Origin of the sequence: Streptomyces sp. NEAU-sy36, from assembly GCF_013423905.1 — a bacterium.
GTDB lineage: Bacteria > Actinomycetota > Actinomycetes > Streptomycetales > Streptomycetaceae > Streptomyces > Streptomyces misionensis.
Window position 1 is genome coordinate 6485202 of record NZ_CP058977.1, and the last position, 16398, is coordinate 6501599.

13 protein-coding genes are annotated in these 16398 nt (G+C 73.9%); 1 reads left to right on the forward strand and 12 read right to left on the reverse strand.

Going from position 1 to position 16398, the window contains the following annotated elements; genetic code table 11:
* Window positions 1-38: 38 nt before the first annotated feature.
* The 5 genes from HZZ00_RS28215 to HZZ00_RS28235 form a co-directional block, all read right to left on the reverse strand.
* The gene (locus HZZ00_RS28215) at window positions 39-2261 is read right to left on the reverse strand and encodes an ATP-binding cassette domain-containing protein (RefSeq protein WP_180329080.1); all 2223 of its coding nucleotides are present in this window, start codon (window positions 2259-2261) and stop codon (window positions 39-41) included.
* A gap of 141 nt (window positions 2262-2402) precedes the next feature.
* A complete protein-coding gene (locus tag HZZ00_RS28220; protein ID WP_180329081.1) occupies window positions 2403-3161 on the reverse strand; it encodes an NUDIX domain-containing protein in 759 nt (252 codons plus the stop codon).
* A 119-nt stretch (window positions 3162-3280) separates the two neighbouring features.
* Complete coding sequence (locus HZZ00_RS28225; protein ID WP_180329082.1) at window positions 3281-4873, reverse strand: DUF4192 domain-containing protein; 1593 nt, start codon at window positions 4871-4873, stop codon at window positions 3281-3283.
* A gap of 121 nt (window positions 4874-4994) precedes the next feature.
* Window positions 4995-5270, reverse strand: coding sequence for an antibiotic biosynthesis monooxygenase (locus tag HZZ00_RS38840; protein ID WP_257585425.1), 276 nt, complete (start codon window positions 5268-5270; stop codon window positions 4995-4997).
* Between the two features lie 203 nt (window positions 5271-5473).
* Window positions 5474-7633, reverse strand: coding sequence for a RecQ family ATP-dependent DNA helicase (locus HZZ00_RS28235; RefSeq protein ID WP_180329083.1), 2160 nt, complete (start codon window positions 7631-7633; stop codon window positions 5474-5476).
* A gap of 395 nt (window positions 7634-8028) precedes the next feature.
* On the opposite strand from HZZ00_RS28235, the gene HZZ00_RS28240 reads away from it, so the two are divergent.
* Window positions 8029-8643, forward strand: a complete 615-nt coding sequence (locus HZZ00_RS28240) for a hypothetical protein (protein WP_180329084.1) — start codon at window positions 8029-8031, stop codon at window positions 8641-8643.
* Window positions 8644-9231: 588 nt separating this feature from the next.
* Here the strand turns inward: HZZ00_RS28240 and HZZ00_RS28245 are convergent.
* The 7 genes from HZZ00_RS28245 to HZZ00_RS28275 all read right to left on the reverse strand — a co-directional run bounded on the left by HZZ00_RS28245 (window position 9232) and on the right by HZZ00_RS28275 (window position 16397).
* Entirely contained in the window at window positions 9232-9861 is a 630-nt protein-coding gene (locus HZZ00_RS28245; RefSeq protein ID WP_180329085.1) for a hypothetical protein, read from the reverse strand.
* Window positions 9862-9929: 68 nt separating this feature from the next.
* Window positions 9930-10631 carry a ribonuclease HII gene (locus HZZ00_RS28250; RefSeq protein WP_180329086.1) on the reverse strand — a complete coding sequence of 234 codons (702 nt, stop codon included), beginning with the start codon at window positions 10629-10631 and terminating at the stop codon, window positions 9930-9932.
* Window positions 10632-10899: 268 nt separating this feature from the next.
* Complete coding sequence (locus HZZ00_RS28255; RefSeq protein ID WP_180329087.1) at window positions 10900-11517, reverse strand: pyridoxamine 5'-phosphate oxidase family protein; 618 nt, start codon at window positions 11515-11517, stop codon at window positions 10900-10902.
* A 45-nt stretch (window positions 11518-11562) separates the two neighbouring features.
* Window positions 11563-12540: a quinone oxidoreductase gene (locus HZZ00_RS28260; protein WP_180329088.1), complete on the reverse strand. Its 978-nt coding sequence runs from the start codon at window positions 12538-12540 to the stop codon at window positions 11563-11565.
* 101 nt (window positions 12541-12641) lie between these two features.
* On the reverse strand, window positions 12642-14072 hold the full coding sequence (locus tag HZZ00_RS28265) for an MFS transporter (RefSeq protein ID WP_180329089.1): 1431 nt from the start codon (window positions 14070-14072) through the stop codon (window positions 12642-12644).
* Window positions 14073-14226: 154 nt separating this feature from the next.
* Window positions 14227-14793 carry a TetR/AcrR family transcriptional regulator gene (locus HZZ00_RS28270; RefSeq protein ID WP_257585426.1) on the reverse strand — a complete coding sequence of 189 codons (567 nt, stop codon included), beginning with the start codon at window positions 14791-14793 and terminating at the stop codon, window positions 14227-14229.
* 92 nt (window positions 14794-14885) lie between these two features.
* A complete protein-coding gene (locus HZZ00_RS28275; protein ID WP_180329091.1) occupies window positions 14886-16397 on the reverse strand; it encodes a class I adenylate-forming enzyme family protein in 1512 nt (503 codons plus the stop codon).
* Window position 16398: the final 1 nt, after the last annotated feature.

Consider the following 16398-nt stretch of genomic DNA (forward strand, 5'->3'; position numbering starts at 1 on the left):
GGGCACAAGCCGGATCAGAAGCGTAAGGGCAACGGTCATCACGTCCTGGTTCGCAGCGTCGTGAACAGATACGCGCACACCAGTGCCGTCAGGGACAACACCAGTGCGCCGCCCACGGGTTGGACGATCAGCCGCGCCACCGCCAGCAGGTAGCGGTCCCCTCCGAACGGCCACTGGAGCAGGAACACCTCCCGCGAGCGCGCCGGGAGATCGGCCGCCATCCCCACGGCCGCGCCCCGAAGTCCCCGGTGGACAAGGGGTACGACGACCACGGGCACGGCGAGGACGGCGGCGAGGCCGCCCGAGGTGGACCGGAAGACACCGGCCGCGAGCACCCCGGCCCACGCGCACCCGGTCATGAGGGCGAACCAACTCGCGGTCAGCGCGAGCCAGTCCTCCGGGACCTGTGTCGCCTCCCGTCCGTGGACGAGGTGGAGCGCCTCGGCGTCGCAGCCCACGGTGAGGAAGGCGAGCAGGGCGGCGGTGGCTCCGGAGACGAGGAGTTTCGCGGCCAGCAGCCCGAGCCTGCGGGGCACGGTGCCGCGGTCGGCCGCCAGTGCGGGGTGGCGGAACTCGTCCCCGAAAGACAGCGCGCCGAGCAGTCCGGCCGCGAGCGCGGCGGGCGGCAGCGGCAGTTCGCGCGGCCACGCCGCGAACAGCCGGGCCTGCGGGGTGTGGCCGATCCCGGCCAGCACCACGGCGGTGAGCATGGAGATCACAAGCGCGGCGCCGCAGACGAAGAATACCGTGCCGACGCCCGCGGCCCGCCGGAGTTCGTAGCGCAGCGGGCACAGCGGGGTGGGGGCGGGACGAACCGAGATGAGCGGCGGGAGGGCGCGGGCGCCGTCGTTCCGGGCGTCCGCGGTCCGCGGTGACCGGGAGCCGGGCCTTCCGGACCCGGGCAGGTGGGCGCGCAGGGCGGAGAGGCCCGCCGCGGCGATGCGGCCGCCGGTGGTCTCCGGCCCTCGGGCGCGGGGTTTCCCGAAGGCGCGGGTGGTCCCGGCATCCGCCGTCACCGGATGCCGTCGCGATGCGGGGCGCTCGGACGCGGAGCGGTGGGCGGGGGCCTCTTCGGGCGCCGCCCGGTCGTCGAGGACGGCCCGCACCCGCGGCACCGCTTCCGGTCGGCGGGAGGTGTGCCGTCCGTCCTCGGCGGGGCCGGCCGGCTCGGCGGGCCCGACCGACGCGACCAGGTCGGCCCGCCGGTCCTGCGGCGACGGGTCCTGCGCGGAGAAACCGAACACGATCTTTCCGCTCTTCGCCGTGGTCCGCCGTTCCACCGGCCCGGGGCCGGACGCGGTCCCGGGCGTGCCCGTTGGTGGGCCGGGGGCGGCCGGTCCACGGTCGGTCGCGGTGCCGTCCGCACCGGCCCCGCTGTCGGCGCCCGGCCCCATGTCGCCCACTTCGTCGGCGAGTTGATGGACAAGGATGCCGTGCCGGAAGGCCGTCTCACCGATGTCGGCGGTCGTCGTGCCGTACACGGAAAGGCGGTTGCCGCCCTCGTGCACGACCTCGACGGAACGCCGGCCGGTGCGCGCCTCCTTGGCGAGTACGGCCGCGAGGCGCCGGGCGTGCGGGGTGCGTACGGCCACGCGCGGCCGCAGCCGGGTACGGGCGAACTCCTCGGCCTCCTGGTCGGCGACGAGTCGGCCGGCGTCGAGGGTGACGACCCAGTCGGCGGTGCGCGCGGCCTCCCTCGGGTCGCTCGTGGCCATCAGCACCGTGCCGCCCTGGTCGGCGTGGGAGCGCAGCATGTCGTGCAGCCACTGCGCCTCCCGGGCGCAGAGGCCGCGGGTCGGGTCGTCCAGGACGAGCGCGTGCGGGCCGGGCAGCAGGGCACAGGCCAGGCCGAGCCTGCGGTCCATGCCGCGCGACAGTGTGCCGAGGCGTTCCTCGCGGAAGCTGACGAGGCCGACGGCTTCGAGAAGTTCGTCGGCACGGCGTGCCGGGACGCCCGACGCCGCGCAGAGCATGCGCAGATGACCGCGGACCGTACGGGCCGGGTGCCCCGGTACGTCGCCGAGGAGTACGCCGACCTCCCGCGCCGGGTGGGCGATCCGGTGCAGGGGCCACCCCCTGAAGTAGGTGATGCCACGCCCCTGCTCCAGGGCGAGCATCAGCCGCAACGTCGCGGTCTTGCCCGCCCCGGGAGCACCCAGGAGCACGGTGATCTGCCCGGCGCGCGCCTCGAAGGAGACGTCGTCGACGGCGGGCGGCTGCGCCTTGCGGGAGGTGCTGGTCAGTCCGAAGGCCTGGATCACCTGCAGCAAGATAGCGTGCGTTGTCCGGTTTTTTCGTGTATGGGAGGGTTGAGCGGCGGGTGCCCCTCCCCCGGGCCCGTCTCTGTCCTCCGTTCGATGCAACAGGGGCCCGCTCCCCGGGACCGGCCGGGTCCGCGCCGGTCAGACCTCGGGGCGCAGCATCGGGGGGTTGAGCAGGGTGGCGCCACCGGCCCGGAAGAGCTGGGCGGGGCGGCCGCCCTGGCGAGTGGTCGTGCCTCCCGTCGGCACGAGGAACCCGGGGGTCCCGGTGACCTTGCGGTGGAAGTTGCGCGGATCGAGGGCCACCCCCCACACGGCCTCGTACACCCGGCGCAGCTCTCCGACGGTGAACTCGGGCGGGCAGAAGGCGGTGGCCAGCGACGAGTACTCGATCTTCGACCGGGCCCGCTCGACGCCGTCGGCGAGGATCCGGGCGTGGTCGAAGGCCAGCGGGGCGAGGGGCTCGCCGTCCCTGCCGTGACCGCCCTCCTGGAGCAGTTCCTCGACCGGCGCCCAGCGCGCGTTGCTGGCGTCGCCGCCCGCGCGCGGCGCGGGCAGGTCTGGGGCGAGCGCCAGATGCGCGACGCTGACCACGCGCATCCGGGGGTCGCGGTCGGGGTCTCCGTAGGTGGCCAGCTGCTCCAGGTGCGCCCCGTTGTCCTGCGCGGGGGACGAGGGGTCGTGCGCCCGCAGCCCGGTCTCCTCGGCCAGCTCGCGCGCCGCCGCCTGGGACAGGTCCTCGTCGGCCCGCACGAATCCACCGGGCAGCGCCCATCGTCCCTGGAAGGGGGACTCGCCCCGGCGCACCGCCATCGCGCACAGCGAATGACGGCGAACGGTCAGCACGACCAGGTCCACGGTGACAGCGAAGGGCGGAAAGGCTGACGGGTCGTAGGGCATGCCGCGATCATAGTCGTCTGCCTGACGATAAACACGTCGTTCGCCGGGCCCGCACGCGCTGCTTCCGCTTCGTCGGATTATGGGTGGCGCCCTCCGCTCCCGTCCAGGTCAGGCGGTGATCATCCGGCGTCCTCCACCTCCGGTTCCCGGGCGAAGCCCCCCGCCGGGGCGCCGGTGACGGCGGTCTCGCCGGGGCGCTTGGTGCGGCCGCGCGTGCCGCCGGGGTGCCGGGCGGCACGGCTCGGAGGCTGGTCGGCGGCCGGACGGGAAGCGGCGGGCCCGCGCCGTCCTCCGGCGGCTCGGGTCGCGGCCGTCCGGGTCGTGGGCGGGCCGTCTCCGCCGGTGGTCGCGGAACGCGTCCGGCGCCGGCGGCGGCCGCTCCCGCCGGCGTCCGGCTCCGGCTCCGGCTCCGGCTCCCCGGAGGGTCCCGAAGCGTTCCGCGCCGGGGACTCCGTGGGCTTGCCGGTTTCCATGGGCTCCATGCCCTTCGTCTTCGTCTTCTCCGCGGCTCCCGGTTCCGCGTCGGGCGCGTCCACGGGCCGCTCGCCCCGCAGGCACCGGCGGATGGACTCCGGGTCGAGTCCTTCGTTGCAGGCCTGGTGCAGGAGGCGGGCGAACAGGTAGTCCGGGTCGGCGCCGAGGGCCATGGCCAGTGCCTCGCGGGCCTCGAGTTCGTCGCCCGTGGACCAGGCGACCCAGCCGGCCAGGGTCAGCGGGGCGGCGGCGTGCTCGCCGTAGGGGCCGACGCAGCGGCGAGCGAGCGAACGCCAAAGGCGCAGCGCCGGTTGGGCCGCGTCGCCCTCCATCCACGCGGCGGCCCGGTCGCGGGTCTCGCGGTCCTGGAGGCCGAGGATCAGCAGGGCCGCCTCGTCGTGCCCGATCAGGCCGTCGTCGCGCAGGTCGGCCGGGAGCGCCCCGGCGACCGGGGTCGCCGCCGAGAGGCGGTGCAGGAGGCGCTCGGCGAGGGCGAGGGTCTCCTCGGCCACCTGCGCGCGCCCCGACTCGTCGAGGATGCGGGGCACGAGGTCCATGCCGGCCGTGTCCAGGGCCATCTCCTGCTCCAGTGCCGCGGTGGTCTCCCAGGGCTGGAGCCGGGCGCGCAACTCCTTGAGGGAGCCCCGGACTTGGAAGCCGGCGTAGGTGGCCGCGGCGGCGAGCACGGAGGTGCCCGGCAGACCCATCGGCGTGCCGTCCGGCGGGCAGCAGTCCGCGACGGGGCAGCAGTACGACCAGAAGCGGCCGTCCGAGATGCACAGGGCCTCGATGACCGGCACGTCGAGGTCGCCGCACTGGACGCGCATCAGATGGGCGAGGCGGGCGAGCCGGCGCTTGACGTCGCCGCCGGTCTCCCCCGGGGCCGGCTCCTGGCAGACGTAGGCCACCATCTGCTCGGGCCTGGCGCCGCGCCGTTCGCTGCCGGTGACCAGGCCGCGGGCCAGTTGGCGCGCGGCTTCCTCCCAGTCCTCCTCGTGCGCGGGGATGCCGAGCCGGGCCCTGCCACCGAACCTGCCCTTGCCGCCGCGGTCGTGCAGCGCGACCAGGATCATGCTGTCCTCCGGGCGGTAGCCCAGCAGATAGGGCAGGGCGTCGGCCAGCTCGGCCGGCGTGCGCAGGGTCACCTGCTCGGTGTGCGCGGACGGATCGGCCGGGGACTCATCGCCCGGGATTCCACTGTTTTCGAAGGATCCGGTGGTTTCGCTGTGATTCGTCATGCGCCGACGATCTCGCGAATCCCGGCTTTCCGCTGGAGCCTGTGGACAACTCGAATCAGGGACACGACAACCCTCGACGGTTGTCCACAGATCCGTGACCCGCCGGCCCGCGGCCGCCGTGTCATACGTCGATCGGCTCGAAGATGTGCGGGTACGACACGATGTCGTCGGGGAAATCGGCCGCCATGCGCTGGACCTCGGGGCTGCCGAGCGCGGTGGCGAGCGCCTCGGTCGACTCCCAGACCGCGATGTTCATGAGGAGCCGGCTGCCCGCCGTTCCCCGGTGCATCCGCAGGGTGATGAATCCCGGCTGGGGGCCGCCGTCGCGATCGACCCCGCACTGCTCGACCTGCCCGTCGAACCGCGCGAAGCGATCGGCCGCACGCTGGTGAGCCACTTCCTCCGTTCGGCGGCGGCCGGGTCGGTGGCACCGACCCGCATCAGTGCGGTGAGTCCCTTGTTCTCCTCCCACACGGTCGTCGCGGCGGGGGCCTCGACGGTGAGCCGCGCGGCGGCCCGGTCGGCTGCCGCCCTCTGACGCGGCCCGCTCGCCGCCGCCCGGCTCCCGTCCGCCACGACGGACGGACTTCTCAGGGGCCTTCAGCCGGCCGAGGCGAGCACCAGCGGCAGAACCTGGTCGGCCCCCTTCTGCCTCAGCAGGCGCGCGGCGACCGCGAGGGTCCAGCCGGAGTCGGTGTAGTCGTCCACGAGCAGGACAGGCCCTGGGGTGCGGGCAAGGGCGCCGGCCAGGTCCTCGGGGAGGGTGAAGGCGCCGGCCAGCGCGCACAGCCGTTGGGCGGAGTTGCTGCGCCGTGCCGCGTGCGCGCCGCTCGGGCCGGTGTACGCCAGGCTGCCCAGGTAGGGAAGCCGCCCGATGTCCGCGACTCCCCGAGCGAGTGACGCGACCAGCCGAGGGCGGGTCAGGGACGGCACCGATACGACCCCTGCCGGCCTGGCGGAGGCGTCCGGGCCGTCCGACATCCAGCCGCCCGGGGAGCGCGCCCAGTCCGCGAGGACCGTCACCACGGCCTTCAGTACGTCCTCGGGGACCGGCTCGTCGGGCGCCTGCTCGGACAGCAGCGGCCGCAGCCGGTTGCCCCAGCCGATGTCGGAGAGCCGTCCCAGCGCCCGGCCGGTGGAACACTGCTGCTGGGCCGGGATGCGCCCCTTGAGGTCGACGCCGAGTGCCGGCATGCCCGTCGGCCACATCCGGCGCGGCTCGATCTCCACCCCCGGGCGGCCCAGTTCCTTCGTCGCCCCCGCGAGAGTCTCCGCCGAGACGGCGGGGTCGGCCCAAGCGCCCGCGCAGTTGTCGCAGCGACCGCACGGCGCGGCCTCCTCGTCGTCCAGCAGGCGACGCAGGAACTCCATGCGGCACTCGGTGGTGGTGACGTACGAGCGCATCGCCTGCTGCTCGGCCGCACGCTGCTGGGCCACCCGTGCGTACCGCTCGGCGTCGTACACCCAGCCGGCGCCCGTGGCCGTCCAGCCGCCCTTCACCCGCCGCACGGCGCCGTCCACGTCCAGCACTTTCAACATCGTCTCCAGCCGGCTGCGCCGCAGATCCACCGAGCCTTCCAAGGCCGGCACGGACAGTGGCCGTCCCGCCTCGGCGAGGGCCGCGAGGGCCTGGCGCACCTGTTCCTCCGGAGGGAAGGCGGTCTCGGCGAAGTAGCGCCAGATCGCCTCGTCCTCCTTGCCCGGCAGCAGCAGCACCTCGGCGTGCTTCACACCGCGGCCCGCGCGACCCACCTGCTGGTAGTAGGCGATCGGCGAGGACGGCGATCCGAGGTGGACCACGAAGCCGAGGTCCGGCTTGTCGAAACCCATCCCCAGCGCGGAGGTGGCCACCAGCGCCTTGACCCGGTTGTGCAGCAGGTCGTCCTCGGCCTGCTGCCGGTCCGCGTTCTCCGTCCTGCCCGTGTACGAGGCCACCTGGAGACCGCGCTGCCGCAGGAACGCGGTGGCCTCCTCGGCGGCGGCCACGGTGAGCGTGTAGATGATCCCGGAACCCGGCAGCCCGTCCAGATGCTCGGCCAGCCACGCCATCCGGTGCGCCGCGTCCGGCAGCCGCACCACGCCCAGCCGCAGACTCTCCCTGTCCAGGGGGCCGCGCAGCACCAGTGCCTCGCCGGCGCCGGTACCCAGCTGCTCGGCCACATCCGCCGTGACCCGGGCGTTGGCGGTCGCCGTGGTGGCCAGCACCGGCACCCCCGGGGCCAGCTCGGCCAGCATCGCCCGCAGCCTGCGGTAGTCGGGGCGGAAGTCGTGGCCCCAGTCGGAGATGCAGTGCGCCTCGTCCACCACCAGCAGGCCCGTCGTCGCCGCGAGCTTGGGCAGCATGTGCTCACGGAAGTCCACCGAATTGAGCCGCTCAGGGCTTACCAGGAGAACGTCGACGTCGCCGCGGCCGACCTCCTCGTGGATCGTCTCCCACTCCTCCGGATTGGCCGAGTTGATGGTCCGCGCGTGGATACCGGCCCGCGCCGCCGCCTCGACCTGGTTGCGCATCAACGCCAGCAGCGGGGAGACGATCACCGTGGGTCCGGAGCCGCGTCGGCGCAGCAGCGCCGTGGCCACGAAGTACACCGCCGACTTGCCCCACCCCGTGCGCTGCACCACCAGGGCGCGACGGCGCTCCACCACCAGCGCCGCCACCGCCTGCCACTGGTCCTCCCGCAGCCGCGCCGCCCCTGTCGGATCACCGACCAGCTCGGCGAGGATGGCGTCGGCTTCGGCACGCAGCTCCAGATCGTTCATGCCTCCATGCAACCCGACGGCAAGGACAATCGGCCACTTCACCCCACGTGACGGACGGCGTGCCCGCTCCACGAGCCCTCCGGGGCACGGACCAGCCGGACCGCGCCCCTGCCCCGCCCGATCTGCCGGTGGCATCGGCCCGGGCCGCAGTCCACGGCCGACGCCCGGTCCGGACCCATGCGTCAGCGGCCTGACCTGTGGGTAGGGATATAAGCCACGCACCATCCGATAACCGGCGGCGTCCTCAATTGCTCGTTGCCGCATCCCAGTTCGACAGGAAGAATTGAGATCCGCTCCCCGCACGGTCCGCCCGTGATCCGGCCGGGCTCCACTGCGGTGCGCGCTCCCGAATCCGACCTCGCCCGCTGTGTGGGCGCGTAGCCGAAGGGAGGAACGTGACCTTCGGATTCGCCTCGTCCTCGGCGGCCTCGTTGTCGACCTCCACCACGTCCGCCGGCCGCCTGCTGGAGCCGGCGGAGTGGGCCGCCGCCGGAATCCCCTTGCTGCGCAACCCGCGCGAGGTCGTCAGCGGGCTCCACGCACGTCATCATCCGAGGCCGTCCACGGCGATCGTGGCCGTCCTCGATCCGGACGAGCGGCTGTGCGCCAGCGCCTCGTTCACCCCCCGCGCCGCCCCGGCGGACGGCTGGATGCTGCGCAACGCGCTGCTGTCCCAGCTGCGCCGGGTCATCCCCCACGATCTGCGCCGCCGCACCCCGGTACGCACCGCCGTCCTGCTCTACTGCCGCGAGGGCGACGCGCGTTGGACGGAGGAGGACGGCGCCTGGATGTGGGGACTGCGCGACGCCTGCACACTGCACGGGCTGCGCTGCGGGGCGTACATCACGCTGACCCGCGACGGCTGGCAGGTGCTGGGCGAGGACCGCGGCGGTCGTCGCCCCAACGCCCGTTCGGCGCCGGAGCCCTTCGCCACGGCGGACGCCCCGCCGCCCGCGCCGCGAACCGGCGGACCGGTCTCCGAGGTGCTGCGCCGGGCCGCTGCCCGCTGAGGGGCGGCCGACCCGGGCCGGTCGGCGTAGGCGCGGCACCGCCTCGGGGCCGATCCGCGTACGCCCGGCGCCCGGTCGGGACGAGCCCGTGGACGCAGGGCGCCCACTTCGGCCACCGGCCGTTTCATGGACGTACGACACCCACCGCGGACGGTCCGCGGAGGCACGGCGCCCGCGCTGAGCCGCGACCGCCGTGCCCGAACGACGCGGACGGTCCGCGGACGCACGACGCCCGCTCGGGCGACCGACCGGCCCGCGGCCGTACGGCACCGGCTCCCCCGCCGGCCGGACCGGACGCCACCGACGGAAGGTCCCCCCTTCCGTTCCGGACGTCCCGGGTGCCAACCGGGTTGTACCGCGGGGCAGTCGGAGCGCGCCGGGCACGGCCGGCCCGGTGGACGCGGCCCGAGGGCCGTACGGCCTTCCGGCGATCACCTCTGCCCTGGGCGGCCCGGCACGGCGCTCCCGTCACCCGGGCACGGCGAAGGCCGCTCCGTGCGGTGACCACGTGGACGACTCGTCGCCCGGACTCGCCGAGCCCCGGCTCCGAGGTCCCGGGTTCTCCGGGTGCCTGGCAGCCGCGCCGGCTCAGACGCCGGCGCCCAGCACCCCGTTGATCTGCTGCGGGTCGCCGCAGACGATCAGCAGGGCACCGGCCCGGGAGTGGGCCAGCGGGAGGGCGGTGCCGGCGGCGGAGGCCGGGCCCCCGTTGACGGCCACGACGACCACCGGACGGGACGCGGCACGGGAGGCGATGGCGGCGTCCGTGTAGAAGACGTCGTCACCGGCGTCGTGCTGCGCCCAGTAGGACGCTTCGCCGAAGGACAGCTCGTGCTCGGCCCACGGGTGCTGGGCACCGGTGGTGATCACGAGTACGTCGCCGGGGGCGCGGCCCGAGTCCAGCAACAGGTCGACGGCCTCTTCGGCGGCGTCGATCGCACCCTCGGCCGAGGCCGGGATCAGCTGGATCTGGGGGCCGGCCACGGCGGCGGGAGCGGCCGGGCCGGACGGGCCCGGCTTGGCCGGAGCCACGTCACGCGGCGTGCGCTGCACCGGCGGCGTGGGCCGCTGAGGGCCGGGACGACCGGGGCGGGACGGCGCCGCGGGGCGGGGGCCGGGTACGGGGCGAGGGGTCGGCGCGGTGCGGCCGCTGGCCGGCGTGGCGCGGGGACCCTGGGCACTCTCGTGAATCTGAGGCTCCTCGGGAATGAGAGGCATGAGCTGATTTTTATCAAACGTTGAAGCGGCACTGACGACGGGGTGGCACATCAGTGCGAGCGGACCGATCAGAAATCGAAGCCGAGCTGACCCTCGATCTCCGGAACGTTTCCGTCCGCCCAAGTGCGGGCCTTCTTGAGATGCCGCCACTGGGGCAGCGCATCAAGATACGCCCACGACAAACGGTGGTGCGGGGTGGGGCCCCGCTCTTCCAGTGCGGCTTTGTGCACGGGCGACGGATACCCGGCATTGTCCGCAAACCCGAAGTCTGCATGGTCGACACCCAGTTCGGCCATCATTTTGTCGCGCTGAACCTTGGCGATCACGGAGGCCGCCGCGACGGCGACGCACGACCGATCGCCCTTGATCACCGTGCGCACCCGCCACGGGGCACCGAGGTAGTCGTGTTTCCCGTCGAGGATGACGGCGTCGGGACGGACCGGCAAGGCCTCAAGGGCGCGGACGGCGGCGAGCCGCAGCGCGGCCGTCATCCCCATGCCGTCGATCTCCTCCGGGGAAGCATGCCCCAGCGCGTACGCGGTCACCCATGTCCGCAGGACTTCGTCCAGTTCGGTGCGCCGCTTGAGGGTCAGCAGCTTGGAGTCGGTCAGGCCCGCGGGCGGTCGGCGCAGTCCGGTGACCGCCGCGCAGACGGTGACGGGGCCGGCCCAGGCGCCGCGCCCCACCTCGTCGACACCGGCGATGACCTTCGCTCCGGTCGTGGCGCGCAGGGAGCGCTCGACGGTGTGTGTAGGCGGTTCGTACGGCATGGCGCCCTTAGGTTACGCCGCCGGGATCGCCCTGCGACACCCCGGTCTCCCCCGCGGGGGCGGGAGCGCCGCGAGGGAGACCGTCTTTCCGGAACCCGGGCCATCATTTTTGCAATTGCACACAAAATCGAAGGATCGCAGTGCCCCGGAGAACAGGGCGCCGGACGCATCGGATCGATGCCAAGCAGCGCCCGGCGAAGGGCGATTCCCTTCGCCAGGCATCCCGCTCCGCAAGCAGGTTCCCCGTCCTGAGGGTCGCGCTCGTGAATCACTCCCTCTTCTCGGCGGTGAGGTCCCGGTTCGCCTCCCTCAGCCTGGTGATCTCGTCTCTGATCGGTTGCAGCACCTCGTCCAGTTCGGCCGGGGTGAAGCGGGGGGTGATGTGTTTGGGGCAGTTCCAGCTGAGGCCCTCGACGGTGATGGTGACGAGCCGTTCGAGGCGGCCGTCGGCGCGCGGCCGGGCGAGCCGGTCGGCCAGGGCGGGGGCCTCGTCGGCGTCCTGCCAGCGGGCGCGGCCGAACAGCTTCAGCCGGGTGCGGTAGGCGTAGTCCATCAGGAAGAGGGCGACCCGGTCGTTGTGCCGCAGGTTTCCGGTGGTGATGAACTGCCGGTTGCCGCCCACGTCGGCGAAGGCGACGGTGTGCTCGTCCAGCACGTGCAGGAAGCCGGGCGGGCCCCCGCGGTGCTGGATGTAGGGCCAGCCGGTCTCGCTGACGGTGGCCATGTAGAAGCTGTCGCGTTCGGCGATGAACTGCTGCTCCACCGGTCCGAGCGGGTCGGGTTCGTCGGGTCCGTCCAGTTGCCGCAGCATGGCCTGGCCGCTGCCGTTGCGTTCCTGGACGCCGCGGACCGAGTCGGTGTACGCGATGCGGGCGAAACGGGTCATGGGGCGTCTCCGTTCCTTCGGCTGTCCCTCCGGTCTGCGGGCCGCTCAGTGCCCCGGCTGGAGGAGGAGTTTGCCGGTGGTGGTGCCGGACTGGAGGTCGGCGTGGGCGCGGGCGGCCCGGTCGAAGCCGTACCGGCCGCCGATCGTGGTCTTCAGCACGCCCTCGCGGAGCCAGCCGAAGACGTCGGCGGCGCGGGCGGCCAGTTCGGCGGGGTCGGTGGCGTGGTCGACCAGGGTGGGGCGGGTGAGGAACAGCGAGCCGCGGGGCGCTAGCGACTGAGGGTCGAGCGGTGGGACGGGCCCGGAGGCGGCGCCGACCAGCACGAACATCCCGCGGGGCCGCAGCGCGGCGAGGCCCGCCTCGAAGGTGTCCTTGCCGATGCCGTCGTAGACGACGTCCACTCCCCTGCCGTCGGTCCGGTCGAGGACCTGCCGGGTCAGGTCGTCGGCGGCGCCGCGGACGATGACGTGGTGGGCGCCGGCCGCCTCGGCCGCGGCGGTCTTGCCGGGCGTGGAGACGGTGCCGATGACCCGGGCGCCCCGGCGGACGAGCAGGCGCACCAGGTGCTGTCCGAGGCCGCCGGCCGCGGAGTGCACGAGCGCGGTCTCGCCCTCGGCGGCCCGGTAGGTGGAGGTCGTCAGGTAGTGGGCGGTCAGTCCCTGGAGCATGGCCGCCGCGGCGTCGCTGTCGGAGATGTCGTCCGCGACGGGCACCGCGGCGCGGGCGGGCACCGCGACGAGTTCGGCGTAGGAGGCGGGGGCCGCGCACCAGGCGACGCGGTCGCCGGGCCCGAACCCGGTGACGTCCGCGCCGGTGGCCACGACCGTGCCCGCGCCCTCGCTGCCGGGGACGAAGGGGGCGCGCAGCGCGGCACGGCCCTCTCGTTCGTAGACGTCCTTGTAGTTGATCCCGGCGGCGGCCAGGCGGACCAGCAGTTCGCCGGGGCCCGGCCGGGGGTCGGGGCGTTCGGTCTCGGTGAGTACTTCGGGTCCGCCGTGCCGCTCGGCCACTACTGCGCGCATGGGGGGCGCTCCTTGCCGTTCTCGTCGCTGGTTCCAGGGATGGGCGGCGGGGCCGTGCCGTCGGTGGTCCGTCCGGCACGACCCCGCCCGGTGCGGGTTGGTCAGGCGGTCTCCTTGCGCGGCACGTACGCGACGCTCAGGCCGATGATGGCGAAGAAGCAGAGCGCCACCAGGACGACACTCACGCGCAGGCCGAGCATGGTGTCGTGCATGCCGATCAGGGAGCCGAGCAGGGCCACGCCCATCGCCATGCCGACCTGGCGGGCGGTGTTGAGGACCCCGGAGCCGAGGCCGGCGTAGGCCGGGTCGATGGCCAGCAGGGCGGCGGCGTTGAGGCTCGGCGAGAACACTCCGCAGCCGAGGCCGGTCAGGGCGGTGCCGATGGCGAACAGCGGCCAGGTGCTCTGGTCGGTGACGCCGAGCAGCAGGGCGCTGCCGATGAAGGAGGACAGCGCGCCGGTCCACAGCAGGAACCGCGGACCGCGGTGCACGAGACGGCGGTTGAGGACGATGGTGCCGAACACCCAGGCGATGCCGAAGGGCAGGAAGTACACGCCGGTCTTCTCGGCGCTCAGGCCCCACTGCTGCTGGAGGTAGATGGCGAGCATGAACTGGAGGCCGTAGCCGCCGAACTGGAAGGCGAAGCCGTTGGTGATGGAGGCGGAGAACGCGGCGCGGCGGAAGACGGCCAGCGGCAGCATCGGGTGCTGGGAGCGGGACTCGACGGCGACGAAGGTGATCGCGGTGACGACGGCGACGGCGAGCAGGACGAGCGGGACGGGGGCGAGCCAGCCCAGCGAGCCGCCCTCGATCAGGTAGGCGACGATCGCGGAGAGGGCGATGATGCCGGTCAGCTGGCCGGGCAGGTCGGCGGCGCGGGCCTCGCGCCGGGGGGTCTCGCTGGCGTAGCGCTGGGCGAGGTACAGGGTGACCAGGCCGACGGGCACGTTGATGAGGAAGATCGAGCGCCAGCCGAGGAGCTCGGTCAGCGCGCCGCCGCCGATCGGGCCGGCGACCAGGGCGAGTCCGCCGGTGGCGCCCCAGACGGTGATGGCCTTGGCGCGCTCGATCGGGTCGGGGTAGGTGCGGGCGATGATCGCCAGGGTGGTGGGCAGCAGGCCGCCGGCCGCGATGCCCTGGAGGAAGCGGGCCACCACGAGGACGGTCAGGTTCGGGCTGACCGCGCACAGCAGGGACGCGGCGGTGAACGCGGCGAGCGAGGAGACGAACAGCCGGCGGGCGCCCCAGCGGTCGCTGATGCTGCCGGCGGTGAGCAGGATGCTGGCCAGCGGGATGGTGTAGATGGTGACGACCCACTGGAGGGCGGCCATCGAGCCGTGCACGTCCCGCTCGATGGCGGGCAGGGCGATGTTCAGGGCGCTGCCGTCCAGCAGGATCATGAAGAAGCCGAGGCAGACGGCGGCGAGGGCGAGGGCGGTGTGGCGCGCGCTGCGCACCGGCGTGGCGGGAGCGGCGGGCGTGCCTATCGGCTGGCGCGCCGTGCTCGTCGGCGAGTCGGGGACGGTGGTCATGGGGTGAACCTTCTTTCGGACGCGGTGCCGGGGCGGGGTCCGGCGAGCGGGGTGGTGCGAGGGTTCGGCGGGGTGGTGCGACGGTTCGGAAGGGCGGTGGCCCGGTGCGCGAGGGGTGCCGCGCCCCGGTCAGCGGGGGCGGCGGACGGCCGGGTCACGCCCTGAGGTGGGCCAGGGCGCTCTTCGCGGCCTGGGTGGCGCGGCGGAACGCCGCCTGGTCCTGCTGGGCGCGGGCGAGCACATAGCCGCCCTGGACGGTGGCGATGACGAGCGAGGCCATGGCCGCGACGTCGGTGTCCGGGCGCAGTTCGCCGCTGCGCACGCCCTCGGCGAGCACGTCGGCGATGCGCTGCTGAAGCCAGCCGAAGAACTCCTCCACGGGGGCGCGCAGCCGGTCGTCGGCGACGACGTCGGGGTCCTGGACGAGCCGGCCGACACGGCAGCCGGCGAGCGGGTTGCGTTCCATGTCGAGGTAGGCGCCGACCCGTTCCAGGGCCGTCGTGCCGCTGTCCAGCGCCGTCTCCGTGGCGAGCCGCAGCTGGCCCGCGGAGTGCCGCATGGCGGTGACGGCCAGGTCGGCCTTGCCGGAGAAGTGGTGGTACATGCTCCCCTGTCCGGCACGGGAGCGTTTCTGGATCATCGCCGGGCTGGTCGCCGCGTAGCCGCGCTCCCAGAGCAACTCGGCCGCGGCCTCGACGAGGTGTTCCTTCGTCGCCTTCATGACTCGACTGTACATACTAGTAGGTACAGCGCGCAAGACAGAGCCCCCGCCGACTTGCGGCAGGGGCTCTGACGTGCTCTTTCCTCGGAAAATCAGGCGGCGCTCAGCCGCACGGCCAGCTCCTCCCGCAGCACCAGCAGCGCCACCTTGCCCGCGCTGTTGTACGGGATGCGCTCGGCCTCGGTGACCCTGGCCGGGCCGGCGAACCGCCCGAGGACCTCACCGGCCCGCGCCAGGGCCCGGTCCCGCAGCTCGGGTGCCAGACCGGGCCGCAGCACCACCACCGCGACCGCGCCCGTGTCCGCGCCGTCGAGCCCCGAGGTGACGCACACGTCGCGCACCGCCGGGTCCTCCTTGATGGCCCCCTCCACGCGCACGACGTCGAGGCGGGGCTCGGAGCGTGCCGTGATGTAGAGCCGCCCGTCGTCGCCGAGGTAGCCGTAGTCGCTGGTCAGGATGTGCCGCCGGCCGTCCAGTTCGACAGTGTCCAGCGGCCGGTGCACGTACTCGTCCATGGCGTACGCGCTGTCGATCGCCAGCAGTCCCACCCGGCCGGGCGGCAGTTCGCCGAGGGTGTCCGGGTCGAGGGCGCGGACCGTCACGCCCGGCATGAAGCGGCCCGCCGCGTACGGGGCGGCGGCCAGGTCGGCCGGATCCGCCATGGTGTTGATGCCGGTCTCGGTGGTCGCGTAGTACACGTACAGCAGGTCGCCGAGGCGGGACCGGGTCTGGTCGATGGTGCGCGGACTGATGTGCCGGCCGCCGGTGAGCAGGAAGCGCAGGGCCGTCAGATCGGCGCCCCGGTGGGTGGTGGTGGCCGCCTCCAGCACCCGGTCGAGGAACGGCGGCACGAAGAACGCTCCGGTCAGCCGCTCCGTGGCCAGCACCTCCACGGCCGCCTCGGCGTCCGGCGGGCCGAGCCGCACCGCGGCGCCGAGCGCGAGGGCGGCGCCCGCCCACACGTGCCCGGAGGCGAAGGCGAGGGGCGAGGTGATCAGGAAGGAGTCGCCGGGGCCGAACGCGAAGCGGTCCCGCAGAAAGGCGACCCGCTGGTTCTCGGTGCGCTTGCGGCGCACGAACAGCTTCGGGGTGCCGGTGGTGCCGCTGGTGAACCCCAGTGCGCTGAACGGGGGTTGGACCCAGGGCGCGGGCTGGTGCTCCCCCTCGGCGACGGCCAGGTAGTGCGTGACCCGGGTGTCGAACGCGGGGAACGCCACCAGGTCGAGCAGTACGGCGGTGTCGCCCCAGCGCGGCCAGAAGTCCTCCGGCAGGTTCGGCAGCGAGCTGTCCACCACGATGAACGTGGGCTCCACGGCGGCCAGTTGCTCGCCGATCGTGGCGCCGTCCCGCTCCGGGTCGACCCCCACCCAGGGGATGCCCAGCGAGGTCAGCGCGGCGGTCGCCACCACGACGCGCACGGTGTTGCCCGCGATCACCATCGCCCGGTTGGACTCGTCGGCGTCCAGCGAGCGGGTCAGCCAGGCCCGCACCGCCGCCACCCGGTCCGCCAGCTCCGCCCAGGTCAGCGTCTCCTGCCCGTCGCTGACCGCCACGCGGTCCGGTGCCGTCGCGGCGTGCTCTCGTACAGCCTCAAGCGTGATCATT

Excerpts from the sequence above, each read along its gene's own strand:
- HZZ00_RS28235 (WP_180329083.1), bottom strand. The coding sequence starts at position 7,633 with ATGAACGATCTGGAGCTGCGTGCCGAAGCCGACGCCATCCTCGCCGAG.
- HZZ00_RS28255 (WP_180329087.1), bottom strand. The coding sequence starts at position 11,517 with ATGACCCGTTTCGCCCGCATCGCGTACACCGACTCGGTCCGCGGCGTC.
- HZZ00_RS28270 (WP_257585426.1), bottom strand. The coding sequence starts at position 14,793 with ATGAAGGCGACGAAGGAACACCTCGTCGAGGCCGCGGCCGAGTTGCTC.
- HZZ00_RS28250 (WP_180329086.1), bottom strand. The coding sequence starts at position 10,631 with ATGCCGTACGAACCGCCTACACACACCGTCGAGCGCTCCCTGCGCGCC.
- HZZ00_RS28245 (WP_180329085.1), bottom strand. The coding sequence starts at position 9,861 with ATGCCTCTCATTCCCGAGGAGCCTCAGATTCACGAGAGTGCCCAGGGT.
- HZZ00_RS28220 (WP_180329081.1), bottom strand. The coding sequence starts at position 3,161 with ATGCCCTACGACCCGTCAGCCTTTCCGCCCTTCGCTGTCACCGTGGAC.
- HZZ00_RS28225 (WP_180329082.1), bottom strand. The coding sequence starts at position 4,873 with ATGACGAATCACAGCGAAACCACCGGATCCTTCGAAAACAGTGGAATC.
- HZZ00_RS28260 (WP_180329088.1), bottom strand. The coding sequence starts at position 12,540 with ATGCGCGCAGTAGTGGCCGAGCGGCACGGCGGACCCGAAGTACTCACC.
- HZZ00_RS28275 (WP_180329091.1), bottom strand. The coding sequence starts at position 16,397 with ATGATCACGCTTGAGGCTGTACGAGAGCACGCCGCGACGGCACCGGAC.
- HZZ00_RS28265 (WP_180329089.1), bottom strand. The coding sequence starts at position 14,072 with ATGACCACCGTCCCCGACTCGCCGACGAGCACGGCGCGCCAGCCGATA.